The sequence below is a fragment of the Geodermatophilus sp. URMC 65 genome, assembly GCF_053502545.1.
This window is the reverse complement of sequence record NZ_CP199954.1, coordinates 4379892-4395640: the sequence shown is the minus strand read 5'-3', so window position 1 is coordinate 4395640 and position 15749 is coordinate 4379892. Positions and strand designations below refer to the sequence as shown.

14 protein-coding genes are annotated in these 15749 nt (G+C 76.1%); 7 read left to right on the top strand and 7 right to left on the bottom strand.

All coding sequences use genetic code 11. The annotated features are described in order from the left end of the window. Positions 1–86 precede the first annotated feature (86 nt). Complete coding sequence (locus ACWIX7_RS21315) at positions 87–2813, bottom strand: bifunctional acetate--CoA ligase family protein/GNAT family N-acetyltransferase (RefSeq protein WP_448618409.1); 2727 nt, start codon at positions 2811–2813, stop codon at positions 87–89. Beyond that, the gene (locus ACWIX7_RS21310; protein WP_448618408.1) at positions 2806–3987 is read right to left on the bottom strand and encodes an acetoin utilization protein AcuC; all 1182 of its coding nucleotides are present in this window, start codon (positions 3985–3987) and stop codon (positions 2806–2808) included. Before ACWIX7_RS21310 ends, ACWIX7_RS21315 begins: the two co-directional genes overlap by 8 nt. 141 nt (positions 3988–4128) lie before the next feature. On the opposite strand from ACWIX7_RS21310, the gene ACWIX7_RS21305 reads away from it, so the two are divergent. Beyond that, positions 4129–4836 carry a metal-dependent transcriptional regulator gene (locus tag ACWIX7_RS21305; RefSeq protein ID WP_448618407.1) on the top strand — a complete coding sequence of 236 codons (708 nt, stop codon included), beginning with the start codon at positions 4129–4131 and terminating at the stop codon, positions 4834–4836. Between the two features lie 130 nt (positions 4837–4966). Beyond that, entirely contained in the window at positions 4967–7051 is a 2085-nt protein-coding gene (locus ACWIX7_RS21300) for a S9 family peptidase (RefSeq protein ID WP_448618406.1), read from the top strand. Between the two features lie 40 nt (positions 7052–7091). Here the strand turns inward: ACWIX7_RS21300 and ACWIX7_RS21295 are convergent, their stop codons facing one another. The 3 genes from ACWIX7_RS21295 to ACWIX7_RS21285 form a co-directional block, all read right to left on the bottom strand. Continuing rightward, positions 7092–8165, bottom strand: a complete 1074-nt coding sequence (locus ACWIX7_RS21295) for a DUF4192 domain-containing protein (RefSeq protein ID WP_448618405.1) — start codon at positions 8163–8165, stop codon at positions 7092–7094. A 141-nt stretch (positions 8166–8306) separates the two neighbouring features. After that, positions 8307–9113: a hypothetical protein gene (locus ACWIX7_RS21290; protein ID WP_448618404.1), complete on the bottom strand. Its 807-nt coding sequence runs from the start codon at positions 9111–9113 to the stop codon at positions 8307–8309. Between the two features lie 147 nt (positions 9114–9260). Beyond that, the gene (locus ACWIX7_RS21285; RefSeq protein WP_448618403.1) at positions 9261–9554 is read right to left on the bottom strand and encodes a Dabb family protein; all 294 of its coding nucleotides are present in this window, start codon (positions 9552–9554) and stop codon (positions 9261–9263) included. An 88-nt stretch (positions 9555–9642) separates the two neighbouring features. On the opposite strand from ACWIX7_RS21285, the gene ACWIX7_RS21280 reads away from it, so the two are divergent. The 5 genes from ACWIX7_RS21280 to ACWIX7_RS21260 all read left to right on the top strand — a co-directional run bounded on the left by ACWIX7_RS21280 (position 9643) and on the right by ACWIX7_RS21260 (position 14694). Then, positions 9643–10893, top strand: a complete 1251-nt coding sequence (locus tag ACWIX7_RS21280; RefSeq protein WP_448618402.1) for a glycosyltransferase family 4 protein — start codon at positions 9643–9645, stop codon at positions 10891–10893. A 112-nt stretch (positions 10894–11005) separates the two neighbouring features. Further along, positions 11006–11752, top strand: a complete 747-nt coding sequence (locus ACWIX7_RS21275; protein ID WP_448618401.1) for a class I SAM-dependent methyltransferase — start codon at positions 11006–11008, stop codon at positions 11750–11752. A 19-nt stretch (positions 11753–11771) separates the two neighbouring features. After that, positions 11772–12836: a prenyltransferase gene (locus ACWIX7_RS21270; RefSeq protein ID WP_448618400.1), complete on the top strand. Its 1065-nt coding sequence runs from the start codon at positions 11772–11774 to the stop codon at positions 12834–12836. Then, positions 12833–13714, top strand: a complete 882-nt coding sequence (locus tag ACWIX7_RS21265; protein ID WP_448618399.1) for a glycosyltransferase family 2 protein — start codon at positions 12833–12835, stop codon at positions 13712–13714. The genes ACWIX7_RS21270 and ACWIX7_RS21265 overlap by 4 nt, the downstream gene beginning before the upstream one ends. A gap of 98 nt (positions 13715–13812) precedes the next feature. Next, on the top strand, positions 13813–14694 hold the full coding sequence (locus ACWIX7_RS21260) for a glycosyltransferase family 2 protein (protein WP_448618398.1): 882 nt from the start codon (positions 13813–13815) through the stop codon (positions 14692–14694). Positions 14695–14784: 90 nt separating this feature from the next. On the opposite strand, the gene ACWIX7_RS21255 is transcribed toward ACWIX7_RS21260, so the two are convergent. Together ACWIX7_RS21255 and ACWIX7_RS21250 are read right to left on the bottom strand one after the other, a co-directional pair. Then, complete coding sequence (locus ACWIX7_RS21255; RefSeq protein WP_448618397.1) at positions 14785–15111, bottom strand: TraR/DksA family transcriptional regulator; 327 nt, start codon at positions 15109–15111, stop codon at positions 14785–14787. Continuing rightward, a complete protein-coding gene (locus ACWIX7_RS21250) occupies positions 15108–15746 on the bottom strand; it encodes a class I SAM-dependent methyltransferase (RefSeq protein ID WP_448618396.1) in 639 nt (212 codons plus the stop codon). The genes ACWIX7_RS21255 and ACWIX7_RS21250 overlap by 4 nt, the downstream gene beginning before the upstream one ends. Positions 15747–15749: the final 3 nt, after the last annotated feature.

Genomic DNA, 15749 nt, shown 5'->3' with positions numbered 1-15749 from the left:
CGGTCACCGCCAGGTGGCCGGCCCTCCGTCGCGTCCGGGACCGCCCTCGGTGATCAGGTGGGCTCAGCCGGTCGTCGCGACGTGCGTCACACCCCGGGGGTGCGCATGCGGCGCGGACCGGGCTCGACCCGCGCGGTGGGCGGGCCGACGCGGGCGGTGGCCCCGGCCACGACCAGGGACCGGCCGCCGTGCCAGGGGTTGGGCGGGCCGACGAGGACCGGCTCCAGGGCCAGCTGCAGCACCTCGGGCAGGTCGTCGGCGAGCCGGGCGACCCGCAGCAGCAGCTCCTCCAACGCCGCGACGTCGACCGGCTCGGAGCCGCGGTAGCCGTTGAGCAGCGGCCACGCTCGCGGCGCCCGCACCAGCTCGGCGGCGTCCAGGTCGGTCAGCGGCAGGGTCCGGTAGGCGCGGTCGCCGAGCAGGTCGGTCGCCACGCCGCCGAGGCCGAAGCTGACCAGCGCACCGAAGGACGGGTCGTCCACGACCCCCACGACGGTGGCCACCCCGGGCGCGGCCATCTCCTGCACGATCACCGGGTCGCCCGACGGGATCGCGGCCATCGCCGATCGCACCGCGTCGGCGTCGCCCAGGTCCAGCCGGACCCCGCCGAGGTCCGAGCGGTGCCGCAGCCACGGAGCGGTCGACTTGAGCACCACCGGGTAGCCGATCTCCTCGGCCGCCGCCACCGCGGCCTCCGCGTCGCTGACCGTGCGGGTGCCCAGCAGCGGGATGCCGTAGGCGGCCAGCAGCGCGATGAGCTCCTCGTCGGTCAGCGCCCGGCCATCCGGCGCCGAGGCCAGCGCCGACAGGACGACGTCCCGCGCGGCCTGCTCGTCGATCCCCTCGAGCTCGGGGACCTCACCGACCGGGCGGCGCTGCCAGGCCGCGTACTGCGCCGTCTTGGCCAGGGCGATGACCGCCCGCTCGGGGGTGGAGAACGACGGCACCGAGCCGCGGGCCGGCGTCCCGTCCTCCCCGGGGACGGCGAGCTCCGGCGGGATGCCCTCGGTGGAGAGGAAGCTCGCCACGACCGGCTTGTCCGCCGTCTGGGTGACCTCCAGCAGCGCCCGGCCGAACTCCGCGGACCCGGACCCTCGGGTCACCGGCGGCAGGAACACCGCGACGACGGCGTCCACGTCCTCGTCGTCCACGGCGTCCTGCAGCGCGGCCCGGAACTCCTCCGCCGTCCCGGCGGCGCCGATGTCGGTGGGCGCCTCGTGGGCCAGCCGCAGGCCGTGCTCGAGGACGGCGTCGCTGACCAGCCATCCCATGGCGGTGGAGTTGCCGACCACGGCGACCCGGTCGCCGGCCGGCAGCGGCTGGTGCGCCACCAGCGTGCCGACGTCGAACAGCTGGGCCAGGGTCTCGACCCGGATCACCCCGGCCGAGGCGAACAGCGCCGCGACCGACTCCTCGGGCACCGCCACCGAGGTCCCGGCCAGGCCCTCGGTCATCCGCACGTGCCGGCCGCCCTTCACCGCCACCACCGGCTTCATGCGCGCCAACCGGCGGGCCAGGCGGGCGAACTTGCGCGGGTTGCCGAAGCTCTCCAGGTACAGCAGCACCACCTCGGTGCCGGCGTCGGTGGCCCAGTACTGGAGCAGGTCGTTGCCGCTGACGTCGGCCCGGTTGCCGGCGGAGACGAAGCTGGACAGGCCGATGTTGCGGCTGCGCGCCCGCTCCAGCAGTGCCGAGCCCAGCGCGCCGGACTGCGCGAAGAAGCCCACCCGCCCGTGACCGGGGATGCGCGGCGCCAGGCTGGCGTTCAACCGCACCGCCGGGTCGGTGTTGACGATGCCCAGGCAGTTGGGGCCGACCACCCGCATGCCGGAGGCGCGGGCCGCGGTGACCAGCTGCCGCTCGCGGACCCGTCCCTCCGGGCCGGACTCACCGAAGCCGCCGGAGATCACGACCAGCCCGTGGACCCGCTTGCGCCGGCATGCCTCGACCACGTCGGCGACCTCGTCGGCGGGCACCGCGAGGACGGCGAGGTCGACGTCGTCGGGGATGTCCTCGATGCCGGCGTAGGCCGGTACCCCGCGCACGTGCCGGGTGCCCGGGTTGACCGGGTAGATCGGACCGCGGAAGCCGTAGTCGAGCAGGTGGCGCAGGACGGCGTGGCCGATCTTCTCCTCGTCGTTGCTGGCGCCCACCACCGCGACCGACGACGGCGTGAGCAGCCGCGCGATCGACCGGGACTCGCTGCGCTGCTCCCGCTCGTAGGCCACCTGCAGCGCGGTCTCGGTCGGCGCGATCGGGAAGGTGAGGTGGACGACGCCCTCCTCGTAGGACCGGGTCGGGGTGTACCCGGCGTCGAGGAAGACCCGCACCATCCGGTTGTTCTGCGCGAGCACCTCGGCGACGAAGTTCGTGATGCCCCGCTCCCGGGCGGCGGCGGCCAGGTGCTCGAGCAGCACCGAGCCCAGCCCGCGTCCCTGGTGCGCGTCCTCGATGAGGAAGGCGACCTCGGCGTCGTCCGTGCCCGGGTAGCGGTCGTAGCGGCCGACACCGATGACCTGGTCGCCCAGCACCAGCACGAAGGCGACCCGGGTGTCGTGGTCGACGTGGGTGAAGCGGTGCAGGTCCTTGTCCGACAGCCGCTTCATCGGACCGAAGAAGCGGTAGTAGCGGGTCTGGTCGGAGCTGCGGTCCATCAGCCCGACCAGGCCCTCGGTGTCCTCGGGACAGATCGGGCGCAGGTGCACCGTGCCGCCGTCGGCGGCGATGATGTCGGCCTCCCAGTGGGCCGGCGGCTGGGGTGGCAGGGCGTCCTCCGCCGGTGCCGGTGGGGTGGAGGTGCTCTGCTCAGTCACGGGGGTCGTCCGGGTCCAGGCCGAAGTAGGGGAACGAGGCGGTCCGGGTGCGGGCGATGGCCCGGTCGACGCGGGACTCGGTGAACGGGTCCCACTGCGCGAAGCCGGTGTAGCCGCCCTCCGTCATGTGCGTCGGCGGACGGGCGCGCAACCTGCGGCGGACGACGTCCTCCCGCCACGACTCGGGGATCTCGGTGGCCGGGTCGAGCCGGGCTCCGGCGGCCTCGGCGATGAGGTGCGTCCACGCGCGTGGCACGCAGCGCACCAGGCCGTAGCCGCCCCCGCCGAGGGCGATCCAGCGGCCGTCGCAGATCTCGTGGGCCAGGTCGTGCATGGCCCGGTAGCTGGCCCGCTGCCCGTCGACGGTCAGCGCGAGATCGGCGAGCGGGTCCTCGTGGTGGGCGTCGCAGCCGCACTGGGTCACCAGGATCTCCGGCCGGAACGCCTTGAGCACGCTGGGCACGACGGCGTGGAAGGCCCGCAGCCAGCCCGAGTCGTCGGTGCCGTTGGGCAGCGCCAGGTTGACCGCGCTGCCCAGCGCCGTCTCCGGGTCGCCGGTCTCCTCGGGGAACCCGGTGCCGGGGAAGAGGGTGAGCGGCGTCTGGTGGATGCTCACGGTCAGCACCCGCGGGTCGTCGTAGAAGGCGGCCTGCACGCCGTCGCCGTGGTGGACGTCGAGGTCGACGTAGGCGATGCGCTGGTGCCCCTGGTCGAGCAGCCACGTGATGGCCACGGCGGCGTCGTTGAAGACGCAGAAGCCCGACGCGCGGTCGCGCATCGCGTGGTGCAGGCCGCCGGAGATGCTGACCGCGTGCTGCGCCCGGCCGCCGTGCACCTGCTGGGCGGCGAGCACGCTGCCGCCGGTGATCAGCGCCGCGGCGTCGTACATCCCGTCGAAGATCGGGTTGTCCGCCGTGCCGAGCCCGTGGCCGACGTCCGGGTCCGACGGCGCGCGTTTCACCGCGTCCAGGTAGGCCGGGTCGTGCACCCGGGTGAGCAGGTCGACGTCGGCCGGCGTGGGCCGCAGCACCTGCAGCCGGTCGGTGGCCAGGACGCCGAGGCTGTCGGCCAGCCGCATCGTGAGGTCCAGCCGGACCGGGTGCAGCGGGTGGTCCCCGCCCATCGTGTAGCCGAGCAGCGCGTCGTCCCAGACGACCGCGACCGAGTCACTCACGGCACACTCCTCGACGGCGACGGCGATGTCCCTGGCGACGCTACCGTCGGCACCACGGCGCCGTCCCGATGACGGTGCCGCCGCGTGAGCGGGTGCACGCGCTCTCCCCCCGTACCATCAGGGACGACACGGAGGAGACCAGTGAACGATCTCATCGACACCACGGAGATGTACCTCCGGACGATCTTCGAGCTGGAGGAGGAGGGGGTCGTCCCCCTCCGCGCCCGCATCGCCGAGCGGCTGCACCAGAGCGGCCCGACGGTGAGCCAGACGGTCGCCCGGATGGAGCGCGACGGCCTGCTGACCGTCGAGGGCGACCGGCACCTGCAGCTGTCCGAGTCCGGGCGCAAGCTGGCCACCGCGGTCATGCGCAAGCACCGGCTGGCGGAGTGCCTGCTGGTCGACGTCATCGGGCTGGACTACGCCGACGTCCACGAGGAGGCGTGCCGCTGGGAGCACGTCATGAGCGAGGCCGTCGAGCGCAAGCTGCTGACCCTGCTCGGCAACCCGACGGTGTCGCCGTTCGGCAACCCCATCCCCGGCCTCGACGCCCTCGGTGGCGCGACCTCCGCGGTGCTCGACTCCCTGACGCTGCTGTCGACCACGGCCACCCCCGAGGGGCGCCGCGTGGAGATCAAGCGGATCAGTGAGAACCTGCAGGAGGACAGTGCCCTCATGCGGGAGCTCGCCGCGAAGGGCCTGCGGCCGGGCATGACCGCCGTCGCCCAGCTGACCGCCGGCTCGGTCAGCCTCGACGGCAACGTGCTGCCGATGGGCGTGGCCCAGCACGTGTTCGTCAGCGCCCTCGACGAGGAGCTCACCCCGGCCGAGGCGGCTCCCCGCCTCTGAGAGAGGACCCCGTCCTCCCCACCCCTCGCAGGCTCGGGGCCGGCCCCTGGACGGGGCCGCCCCCCACTCGCGAGCTCGCGGCGGGACCCTCCACGGGGGCCACGCTCCCCCGGCTCCTACGGTGGGCCGGGTGAGCGAGCCCTCCGACGCCCCTGCCACGCCCGCCTCCCCCTTCGCCGACCTGGCCGCATTCGTCGCCCTGCCCCGGGTCGCCGGGCTGGCCCTCTCTGCCGACGGCCGCCGGCTCGCCGTGGCGGTGCAGACCCTGGACGCCGAGCGGAAGAAGTGGCAGTCCGCCCTGTGGGAGGTCGACCCGGAGGGACGGCGGCCGGCCCGCCGCCTGACCCGCAGCGCGCCCGGCGAGTCCGCACCGGTGTGGGCGCCCGACGACTCGCTGCTGTTCACCTCCGCCCGCCCCGACCCCGACGCCGGGGGAGGGTCCGGGACCGGTGCCGGGGAGGACCCGAAGCCGGCGCTGTGGAGCCTGCCCGCCGACGGCGGTGAGGCCCGGCTGGTGCTGACCCACCCGGGCGGGATCGGTGCTGTCAGCGTCGCCGCGGACACCGGCGAGGTCGTGGTCACCGCCTCGGCCATGCCCGGCGCGACCGACGCCGAGGCCGATGCCGAGCGCCGGAAGCGGCGCAAGGAGGCCGGGGTCACCGCGATCCTGCACGAGGCCTACCCGGTGCGGCACTGGGACGCCGACCTCGGCCCCGCCACCCCGCACGTGTTCTGGGCCGGCGCGCTGCCCGCCGACCCCGACGCCGGCGCCGAGCATCCCCCGGTCGAGTTGCGCGACCTGACCCCCGGGGCGGTCCCGCCCAGCGGCGCCGGCGGCGACCTGCACCTCTCCCCCGACGGCCGGCTGCTGGTGCGCGTGGAGACGGTGCCCGACGGCCCCGCGGGCCGGCGCGACCGGCTGCTCCTGGTCGAGACCGCGACCGGCGAAAGCCGGATCCTGGTGGACGACCCGCTCGCCGACCTCTCGGCGCCGCGCTTCTCCCCCGACGGCAGCGCCGTGGTCTGCGTGCGGGAGTCGATGTCGACCCACGACGACCCGCCGGACTACACGCTGCTGCACGTCGACGTGACCACCGGCGTGGCGCGGGAGCTCACGCCCGGCTTCGACCGCTGGCCCTCCGCGCCGCAGTTCGCCGCCGACGGGACGACGGTGTACTTCCTGGGCGATGACGACGGCCGGCACGCGCTGTTCCGGGTGCCGGCCGAGGGCGGGGAGCCGGTGCGGATGACCACCGACGGCGCTTACAGCGACCTGCAGGTGGCCCGCGACGGCAGCGCCCTGTACGCGCTGCGCTCGGCGTACGACGAGCCGCCCGCGCCCGTGCGGCTGGACCCGCGAGCGACCGGCCAGCACCCCGAGCCGCTGCCCAACCCCGGCACGCTCGCTGCCCTGCCCGGCAGCCTGCACGAGGTCGAGGCCACCGCCGCCGACGGGGCGTCGGTGCACTCCTGGCTGGTGCTGCCGGAGGGCGCGTCGGCCGAGGACCCGGCGCCGCTGCTGCTGTGGATCCACGGCGGGCCGCTGATGAGCTGGAACTCCTGGTCCTGGCGCTGGTGCCCGTGGGTCATGGCCGCCCGCGGCTACGCCGTCCTGCTGCCCGACCCGGCGCTCTCGCAGGGTTACGGGCAGGACTTCGTCCGCCGCGGTTGGGGAGCGTGGGGCGAGGCGCCCTACACCGACCTCATGGCGGCCGTCGACGCCGTCGAGCAGCGGCCCGACGTCGACGAGACGCGCACCGCGGCGATGGGTGGCTCCTTCGGTGGCTACATGGCCAACTGGGTGGCCACCCAGACCGACCGCTTCCGGGCGATCGTCACCCACGCCAGCCTGTGGGACGTGGACTCGTTCGTCGGCACCACCGACGCGGCCTACTACTGGGAGCGGGAGTGGGGCGACCCGCTGCGCGAGCCCAAGCGCTACGAGCAGAACTCGCCGCACCGCTACGCCGACGCCATCCGCACGCCGATGCTGGTCATCCACGGTGACCGCGACTACCGGGTGCCGATCGGCGAGGCGCTGCGGCTCTGGTACGACCTGCAGAAGCGCGGCTTGCCGTCCCGGTTCCTCTACTTCCCCGACGAGAACCACTGGGTGCTCACCCCGGGCAACGCTCAGGTCTGGTACGAGACGGTGCTGGCCTTCCTCTCCGAGCACGTGCACGGCCAGGAGTGGCAGCGCCCCGACCTGCTCTGAAGGAGGGCCCCGTCCTCGCTCGCAGCGACCGGACCGTCGATCATCCGGCGGCCCAGACCTCGCCCGGGTCGGCGGACACCTCGGCCAGCATCGCGCGCAGCTCGGCCGGCGGCAGGCAGACGGCCAGCCCGTCGGCCAGCAGCCTCGCCAGCGTGTAGCTCGGGCGGCTGTCCAACGCCCGCTCCAGGGCCACGTTGGCCATGGCGCCGTCCCCGCGCAGCCACGCGCTGACCGCCAGCAGCGTGGCCGGGGCCGCGTCCAGCGGGGCCGGGGCCCGGCGGGTGCACTCGGTCCACAGCAGCTCGGCCGCGGCGGCGTCGTCCCCCAGGGCGAGGGTGAGCGCCCGGTCGCGCACCCGGACGTCGGCCAGCGCCCACAGCACACCGGCGACCTCGCGGTCGGGCAGCCGGCCGGCCTCGGGCGGACGGGAGCCGCGGACGGCCTGCAGCACGGCGTCCCAGGAGCGGCGGGCCTCGGCGTCCGGGTCGGTCCGCGCCGCGCGGGCGCGGCGGTCCACCGACCGCCAGGTGGCCGCCTCCATCGCGGCGCGGGCCGGGCCGTCGAGCGGCGCGATCCGCGCCTCGAGCGCCGCACGGTCCGGGGCGAGGACCTGGCCGGCGGCGGCCGAGGCGGCCGCGAGCGGGGAGACGCCGCCGGGCAGCGGCGCACCGGCCCCCGGGGCGCAGCAGGGCTCGGGGCAGTCGTAGGACCACCAGCGGCCGCCCCGCACCAGCAGGGTGTCGCGGACCGGGATGTCCAGCCCCGCCAGGGCGACGACGGCGTCGTGCACGACGTCGCGGTGCGGCAGGCCGGCGAACGCGTCGCCGCCGGGCAGCGACGCGCGCTCGTCGGGCGCCTCGGAGACGACTGCGACGACGACGCCGGCGGGGTCGTCGGTGGCGACGCTGCGGACCAGGGCGGGAACCACCGCGGCCGAGGCCGACCGGGCCGGTAGGTCGGCGCGCACGGTGAGGCCCACCCGGTTGCCGGTCGGCCCGCCGAGCGAGACGAGCACGACCGACTCGTGCGGGTGGAACCCGACGAGGTAGGGCAGCGCGGCGGCGATGTCCGCGGAGTCGGAGAGGGACACCAGGGGGCGCATGGGGTCGTCCATGCGCCCGACCCTGGCCGCCGTGCCCGCCCGGAGCGGGCCCGCGGGGAGGTCTGGGGACCGGCCGGACGGCTGTGGATACGGCGCCGCGGCCCCCTGCAGGGTCCCGCGGCGAGCCTCCGAGGCGGGGGGCGGGGTCCTCGTTCAGTCCAGAGCGTCGGCCTGCACGTCGTACGCCTGCTCGAGCAGCGCGGTGAAGGCCGCCCGGTCGGCCTCGGCGCCCTCCCGGTCACCGGTCGCGAGCGCGACCACCCGGTCCCCGTCCCGCACCAGCCCGACCAGTCCGGAGGCCTCCCGCTGGGCGCCGCCGGGCTCCGTGGCCACGACCTCCACCGACACCCCCACCGCGGCGTCGCCGAGGTCGGGCACGTCGAACGTCGCCAGGTCGACCGTGGCGCTGCCGCGCTCGGGCGAGCTGACCGTCACCTGCGGGCACCGGTCGACCAGCTCGGGCACCCGGCCGACGAGCTCGGCCGCGGGCCCGGCCACGGCCAGCAGCTCGGCGGTGTACGTCGTCCCCTGGACGGCGACCTGCGCGGCGAGGTCCTCCGCGGCGGGCGGCTGCTGCACCGGCAGTGCCTGCAGGACCGCAGTGCACGACTCGGGCGTGACCTCGACGTCGGCCGGCGAGCCCATCCCGGCCAGCGCGCCCCGGGACAGCTGCTCCCCGGACACCGGGACGACCCGCGCGCCGGGGCCGAACGCCTCGCCGGGCAGCAGTCCGGCGGCCAGGTCGGCGCCGGAGGGGGTCGCCGCGGCGGCCTCTTCGGACGGCGACGGCGTCCCGGTGGCCGCGGCCTCCCGGACATCGGCGCCCGAGGCACAGCCGGTCAGGACCGCACCGGCGACCAGGCCCGTGGCGAGCAGGGTGGTGCGGCGGCTGCGCCGGCCCTCCTGCACGGTCCCGCCGCGAGCTGGCGAGTGGCGGGGGGCAGGAGGGTCCTTTCGCATGCCGCCGACGGTAACCCCGTGCCGGGCGGTGCGGCGGCTACGCGACGGACTCCTGCAGGGTCCCGCCGGCCAGGTGAGGTCATGGAACGCCCCTCCTGCACGGTCCCGCCGCGAGTTCGCGAGTGGCGGGGGCAGGAGGGCCCTTGTTCAGACCTCGTACTGCACGGCGCTGCGCGCGGCGAGGATCGGCTTCACGTGGTCGGCGATGACCTGCAGGTGCACCGGGTCGTCGGCGTAGCGCCGCCAGGCCTCGACGTCGGGGAAGTCGGCGACCAGAGCGGTGTGCGCGTTGCCCTCGCGCAGCCCGGCGTCCGGGCCGACCGCGAAGGAGGTCATCCCGCCCACCTCCTCGGGCAGCCGGCGCAGGGCGGCCAGGGTCTGCTCCCGGCGCTCCTCGTCGGCGTCGTCGGACCAGGTGAAGAGGACGACGTGACGCAGCATGCGGCCACCCTGTCAGGCACCGGGGCGGCGCCGCAGCACGGGGCTCCCCGGAACGGACGGGAACGGGGGCTGGTTAGAGTCGCCGACCATGGGACGGCCGCTGCGCATCGCACTGCTGTCCTACCGCAGCAAGCCGCACAGCGGTGGTCAGGGCGTCTACGTCCGGGCGCTCTCCCGCGAGCTCACCGCCCTCGGCCACGGGGTGACCGTGTTCAGTGGCCAGCCCCACCCCGAGCTGGACGACGGGGTGCCGCTGGTCCGCGTGCCGAGCCTGGACCTCTACCGGGAGCCCGACCCGTTCCGCACCCCGCGCCCGTCGGAGTTCCGCGACCGGATCGACCTGCTCGAGTACGCCACGATGTGCACGGCCGGCTTCCCCGAGCCGCTCACCTTCAGCCTGCGCGCGGCCCGGCTGCTGCTCCCCCAGGCGCCGCTCTTCGACCTGGTGCACGACAACCAGTGCCTGGGCTCGGGCCTGCTGCGGCTCACCCGCGCCGGCGTGCCGACGGTGGCCACGGTGCACCACCCGGTGGCCATCGACCGGGACCTGGAGCTGACCGCCGCCCCCTCGCTGCGCCGCCGGCTCACCCTGCGCCGCTGGTACGGCTTCACCCGCATGCAGGCCCGCGTCGCCCCCCAGCTGGACGGCGTCACCACCGTCTCGGAGAACTCCCGCCGCGACATCGAGACCCACCTCGGCGTCCCGGCGGATGCCATCCGGGTCGTCCCGGTGGGCATCGACCCCGACGTCTTCACCCCGCCGCCGGCCGACCGGCCGCGCGACCCCTGCTCGATCGTCGTCACCACCAGCGCCGACGTCCCGCTCAAGGGGCTGGTGCACCTGCTCGAGGCGGTCGCGAAGCTGCGCACCGAGCGGCCGGTGCGGCTGACCGTCGTCGGCAGCGCGCGGCCCGGCGGGCCGGCCGAGGCGGCCCTCGACCGGCTGGCGCTGCGCGACGCCGTCCGCTTCACCGGCCCGCTGCCCGAGGCGGACCTGGTCCGGCTGCTGCAGAACGCCGCCGTCGTCGCCATCCCCTCGCTGTACGAGGGGTTCTCGCTGCCGGCGATCGAGGCCATGGCCTGCGGCACCGCGCTGGTCACCACCGACGCCGGGGCGCTGCCCGAGGTGGTGGGCAGCAAGGCCGGCCTGCGGGTGCGGGCCGGGGACGTCGGCGAGCTCACCGCGGCCCTGCAGCTGGTCCTCGACTCGCCGTCCCTGGCCGACCAGCTGGGCCGGGCCGGACGGCGCCGGGTGCTGGCCTCCTACACCTGGCGGTCGACCGCCGAACGGACGGCGGAGTGGTACCGCGAGGTGCTGGACCGGAAGGGGCGCCTGTGAAGGCGACGGACGAGGGAGCATCGCCGCATGCTGGGGGCACCTCCCGCTTGCGGGGGACAGAGACCGAGCAGCGGATCGAGTCCGGAGTCGAACCGGCGACACCGTGCTGACCGTGGACTACGACCGGCTGGACCTGCGGCCGGGGATGACCGTCCTGGACCTGGGCTGCGGCGAGGGCCGGCACGCGTTCGAGGCCTACCGGCGGGGCGCCCGGGTGGTCGCCGTCGACTGGGGCACGTCCGAGGTCGAGACGACGAAGCGCTGGCTGGGCGCCATCGCCGAGGCCGGTGAGGCACCGGCGGGTGCGCGCTACGAGGTGGTGCGCGCCGACCTGCTGGCGCTGCCCTTCCCCGACGGGAGCGTCGACCGGGTGATCGCCTCCGAGGTGCTCGAGCACATCCCCGACGACGCGACCGCGATGGCCGAGATCGCCCGCGTGCTCGCGCCGGGCGGCACGGTCGCGGTGACGGTGCCGCGGTACGGGCCGGAGCGGGTGTGCTGGGCGCTGTCGGACGCCTATCACGCCAACGAGGGCGGCCACGTCCGCATCTACCGCGGCGACGTGCTGCGTGCCCGGCTGTCGGCCGTGGGCCTGGTCCCCGGCGCGCAGCACCACGCGCACGCGCTGCACGCACCGTTCTGGTGGCTCAAGTGCGCGGTCGGCGTGGAGCGCGACAGCGCCGCCGTCCGCGCCTACCACCGGCTGCTGGTGTGGGACCTGACGGAGCGGCCGTGGCCGACCCGGTTCGCCGAGTGGCTGCTGGACCCGGTGATCGGCAAGAGCCTGGTCGTCTACGCGGAGAAGCCGGCGGGAGCGGCGACGGGCAGCGAGACCGAGCTGGAGGCGACCGCTGTCTGAGCTCCCCGAGCTGCCCGGCGTGCTGAGCGGGGAGCAGGTGCGCGCCACGGTGGCGGCGATCGCCGCCGAGCAGGCGTCCGACGGCGCGCTGCCCTGGTTCCGCGGCGGCCGGCTGGACCCCTGGGACATGGTCGAGGCCGCGATGGCCCTCGACCTCGGCGGTGAGCACGCGCGGGCGCGGGCGGCCTACCGCTGGCTGGCCCACCGGCAGCGGCCGGACGGCTCGTGGGCGTCGGAGTACCGGGACGGCGCGGAGACCTCCCCCGCCGCGGAGAGCAACCACGCCGGCTACCTCGCGGTCGGGGCCTGGCACAGCTGGCTGCTCACCCGCGACGAGTCGCTGGTCGCCACGCTGTGGCCGGCCGTGCGCCGCGGCCTGGACCTGGTCACCCGCATGCAGCTGCCCGGCGGCGCGGTCGGCTGGGCGCTGCGCCCCGACGGCACCGCCGACGACACCGCGCTGCTCACCGGCAACGCCAGTCTGTTCCAGGCGCTGCGCTGCGGGGTCGCGCTGGCCGGTCTGACGGGCGAGCCCCAGCCGGACTGGGAGCTGGCCGCCGCCGACCTGGGCGCGGCGCTGCGCACCCGGCCCGACGCGTTCGCCGACCGGTCGCGCTACTCCATGGACTGGTACTACCCGGTGCTCGGCGGCGCGGTCACCGGCGAGGAGGCCGACGCCCGGCTCGCGGCCGACTGGGACCGCTTCGTCGTCCCCGGGCTGGGCGCGCGCTGCGTCGCCGACCGGCCGTGGGTCACCGGCGCGGAGACCTGCGAGCTGGCGCTCGCGCTGGCCGCCGCCGGGCGGCCGGACGCCGCGCTGGAACAGGTAGCCGCCATGCAGCACCTGCGGGCCGTGGACGGCTCCTACTGGACCGGCTACGTCTACCCCGACGACGCCCGCTGGCCGGTCGAGCGGACGACGTGGACCGCGGCGGCCGTCGTCCTCGCCGCCGACGCCCTCTCCGGCGCGACCGCGGCGTCGGGCCTGTTCACCGACCCGGGCCTGCTGCCCGCGGCCGGGACGGCAGGATCACAGGAGACCGCGGGTTGGCTGCCCGGCGGCGCGGGCAGGGTGCTGCCGTGAGCAGCCCTCCCCGCCGCGGCGACCCCCTCCCTGGCGACGTGGCCGTCGTCGTCATGAGCCAGAACCGCCGCGAGGACCTCCTGCGCACGCTGCCGCGCCACGAGGCGCCGGTGGTGCTGGTGGACAACGCCTCCACCGACGGCACCGTCGGGGCGGTGCGGGCGGCCCTGCCCGAGGTCACCGTCGTCCCGCTGGAGCGCAACGTCGGGTCCTACGCGCGCACCCTCGGCGTCGAGCGGGCCGGCACCGAGTTCGTGGCCTTCGCCGACGACGACTCGTGGTGGGCGCCGGGCGACCTGGCCCGCGCGGTGGAGGTCATGCGCGCGCACCCGCGGCTGGCGGTGCTCAACGCGCGGATCCTGGTCGGCCCCGAGGAGCGGCTGGACTCGTTCTGCAGCGAGCTGGCGCGCAGCCCGCTGGGGACGCCCGACGACCTGCCCGGCCCGGCGCTGCTCGGGTTCATCGCCTGCGGCGCGATGGTGCGCACCGAGGCCTTCCTCGCCGTCGGCGGCTTCGACCCCGTGGTCCGCTTCCCGGGCGAGGAGGAGCGGCTCTCGCTCGACCTGGCCGCCGCCGGCTGGGGCATCGCCTACGTCGACTCGGTGACCGTGCACCACCACCCGTCGCCGCGGCGGTCGGCACCGGAGGGCCGGCGGACGGCGATCTGGCGCAGCCGGCTGCTCACCGCGGTGATGCGCCGTCCGTGGGCCCAGGTGGCCGGGCTCGCGCTGCAGGCGCTGCGCACCGGGGCGCCGGAGCGCCGCGGGCTGCTGCGCGCGCTGCCGGAGGTGCCGGCCGCGCTGTGCCGCCGCCGGGTGCTCCCGGAGCACGTCCGCGCCGACCTGCGCGTGCTGGCCGAGGCCGGGGCCGCGGCGTGACGGCCACGCAGGCCCGGCCGCAGAAAGAGGACCCTCCTGCCCCCCACCACTCGCAAGCTCGCGGCGGGCCCCTGCAGGAGGGCCGACCGGACCCGCGGGTGTCGGTCGTCGTCATCACCCACCAGCGCCGCGACGAGGTGCTGCTCGCGCTCTCCCGGCTGGTCGCGCTGCCCGAGCAGCCCCACGTCGTCGTCGTCGACAACGGCTCCACCGACGGGACGGCGGCGGCGGTCGCCGAGCGTTTCCCGCAGGTGGAGCTGGTCGCGAGCCCGGAGAACCTCGGCGCGATCGGCCGCAACGTCGGCGTGGCCCGGGTGGACACCCCCTACGTCGCCTTCTGCGACGACGACACCTGGTGGGACCCGGGGTCGCTGCGCACCGCGGCCGACGTCCTCGACGCGCACCCGCGCCTGGCGGTGGTGACCGCGCGCATCCTCGTCGAGCCGGGCGGGCGTGAGGACCCCATCGTGCCCGAGCTGCGCGACTCCCCCGTCCGCGGCGCCGGCTGGCTGCCCGGGCCGGCGCTGGGCTCCTTCCTCGCCGGTGCCTCGGTGCTGCGCCGGGAGGCCTTCACCGAGGTCGGCGGCTTCTGCGAGCGGCTGTGGCTGGGCGGCGAGGAGGAGCTGATGGCCGGCGACCTGGCCGCCGCAGGGTGGGAGCTGTGCTACCTGCCCGCGCTGACGGTGCACCACCAGGCGTCGAAGGCGCGCGACTCGCACCGCCGGCGCCGCGACGGCATCCGCAACACCCTCTGGACGACGTGGCTGCGCCGTCCCGTCCGCCCGGCGCTGCGCCGCACCGTGCACCTGCTGCGCACCCTGCCCCGCGACCGGGTGACCGCCCAGGGCCTGTGGGCGGCCGCCCGTGGTGTCCCCTGGGTGCTGCGCGAGCGGCGGGTGCTGCCCCCGCACGCCGAGGCCCGCTTCGCCGCGCTCGAGCACGCCCAGCGGACGTCCACGGCCCGCCGGTACGTGAGTTGACGGAGCTCTCCGTCGAGATCGCGCGATCTCGCACACGTGCACCCGCTCCGGCGTCCGAGATCGCGCGATCTCGACCAGCAGAGCGGCCCCTCAGCGGGCGCAGCTGATGCAGGTGCGCGCGGCGGGGCGGGCGGCCAGTCGCTCGGGGGCGATCGGCCGGCCGCAGGTCTGGCAGGCGCCGTAAGCGCCGGCCGCCCGCTGCTCCAGGGCCGCCTCGACGTCGGCCAGCCGGCGCTGCGCCGACTCCAGCAGGGCGGCCACCTGCTGCCGCTCGAAGGCGATCGTCGCCCCCTCGGGGTCGTGCTCGTCGTCGGCGTTGGACTGCCTCGAGGCGTCGACGACCTGGTCGAACTCGCGCGTGAGCGCCGCGATCTGCGCCCGCGCCGCGTCCCGCTCGGCCAGCAGCGGGTCCTTCACCGCAGCCTGCGCAGCAGCCGCAGGGAACCGGTGCCGGGCAGCTCCTCGAAGTCGCCCGAGGCCATCACCCGCGTGTAGACCCCGTAGGGCGCCTGACCGCCGTCGGCCGGGTCGGGGAAGACGTCGTGGATGGCCAGCGTGCCGCCGACGGCCAGCTTCGCCACCCAGGCGTCCTGGTCGCGGCGGGCGGACTCCTCGGTGTGCGAGCCGTCGAGGAACAGCAGCGCGAGCGGGGTCGCCCACAGCGGCGCCAGCACCTCCGAGCGCGCCACCACCGCGATGACGACGTCCTCGGCGCCGGCGTCGGCGATCGTCCGGCGGAACCGCGGCAGCGTGTCGAGCAGCCCGACGGCCGGGTCGACCAGCGACGGGTCGTGGTATTCCCAGCCCGGCTGGTGCTCCTCCGAGCCGCGGTGGTGGTCGACGGTCACCACCTGCCGGCCCGTCTTGCGCGCCGCGGCGGCCAGGTAGAGCGCCGACCTCCCCATCCAGCTGCCGACCTCGAGCAGCGGCCCCGGGACGGCGACGGTGCGGGCGGCGTCGTACAGCGCCGTCCCCTCGTCGTCGGGCATGAAGCCGGGGGCGGCGCGGGCGGCGGTCAGGAGGTCGGCGGGCGGCGCGGGCGGGTGGGACACCTG

Bases quoted from the DNA above. Each gene is read 5' to 3' on its own strand.
- ACWIX7_RS21295 (WP_448618405.1), bottom strand. From the start codon at position 8,165: ATGGACGACCCCATGCGCCCCCTGGTGTCCCTCTCCGACTCCGCGGAC.
- ACWIX7_RS21290 (WP_448618404.1), bottom strand. From the start codon at position 9,113: ATGCGAAAGGACCCTCCTGCCCCCCGCCACTCGCCAGCTCGCGGCGGG.
- ACWIX7_RS21285 (WP_448618403.1), bottom strand. From the start codon at position 9,554: ATGCTGCGTCACGTCGTCCTCTTCACCTGGTCCGACGACGCCGACGAG.
- ACWIX7_RS21280 (WP_448618402.1), top strand. From the start codon at position 9,643: ATGGGACGGCCGCTGCGCATCGCACTGCTGTCCTACCGCAGCAAGCCG.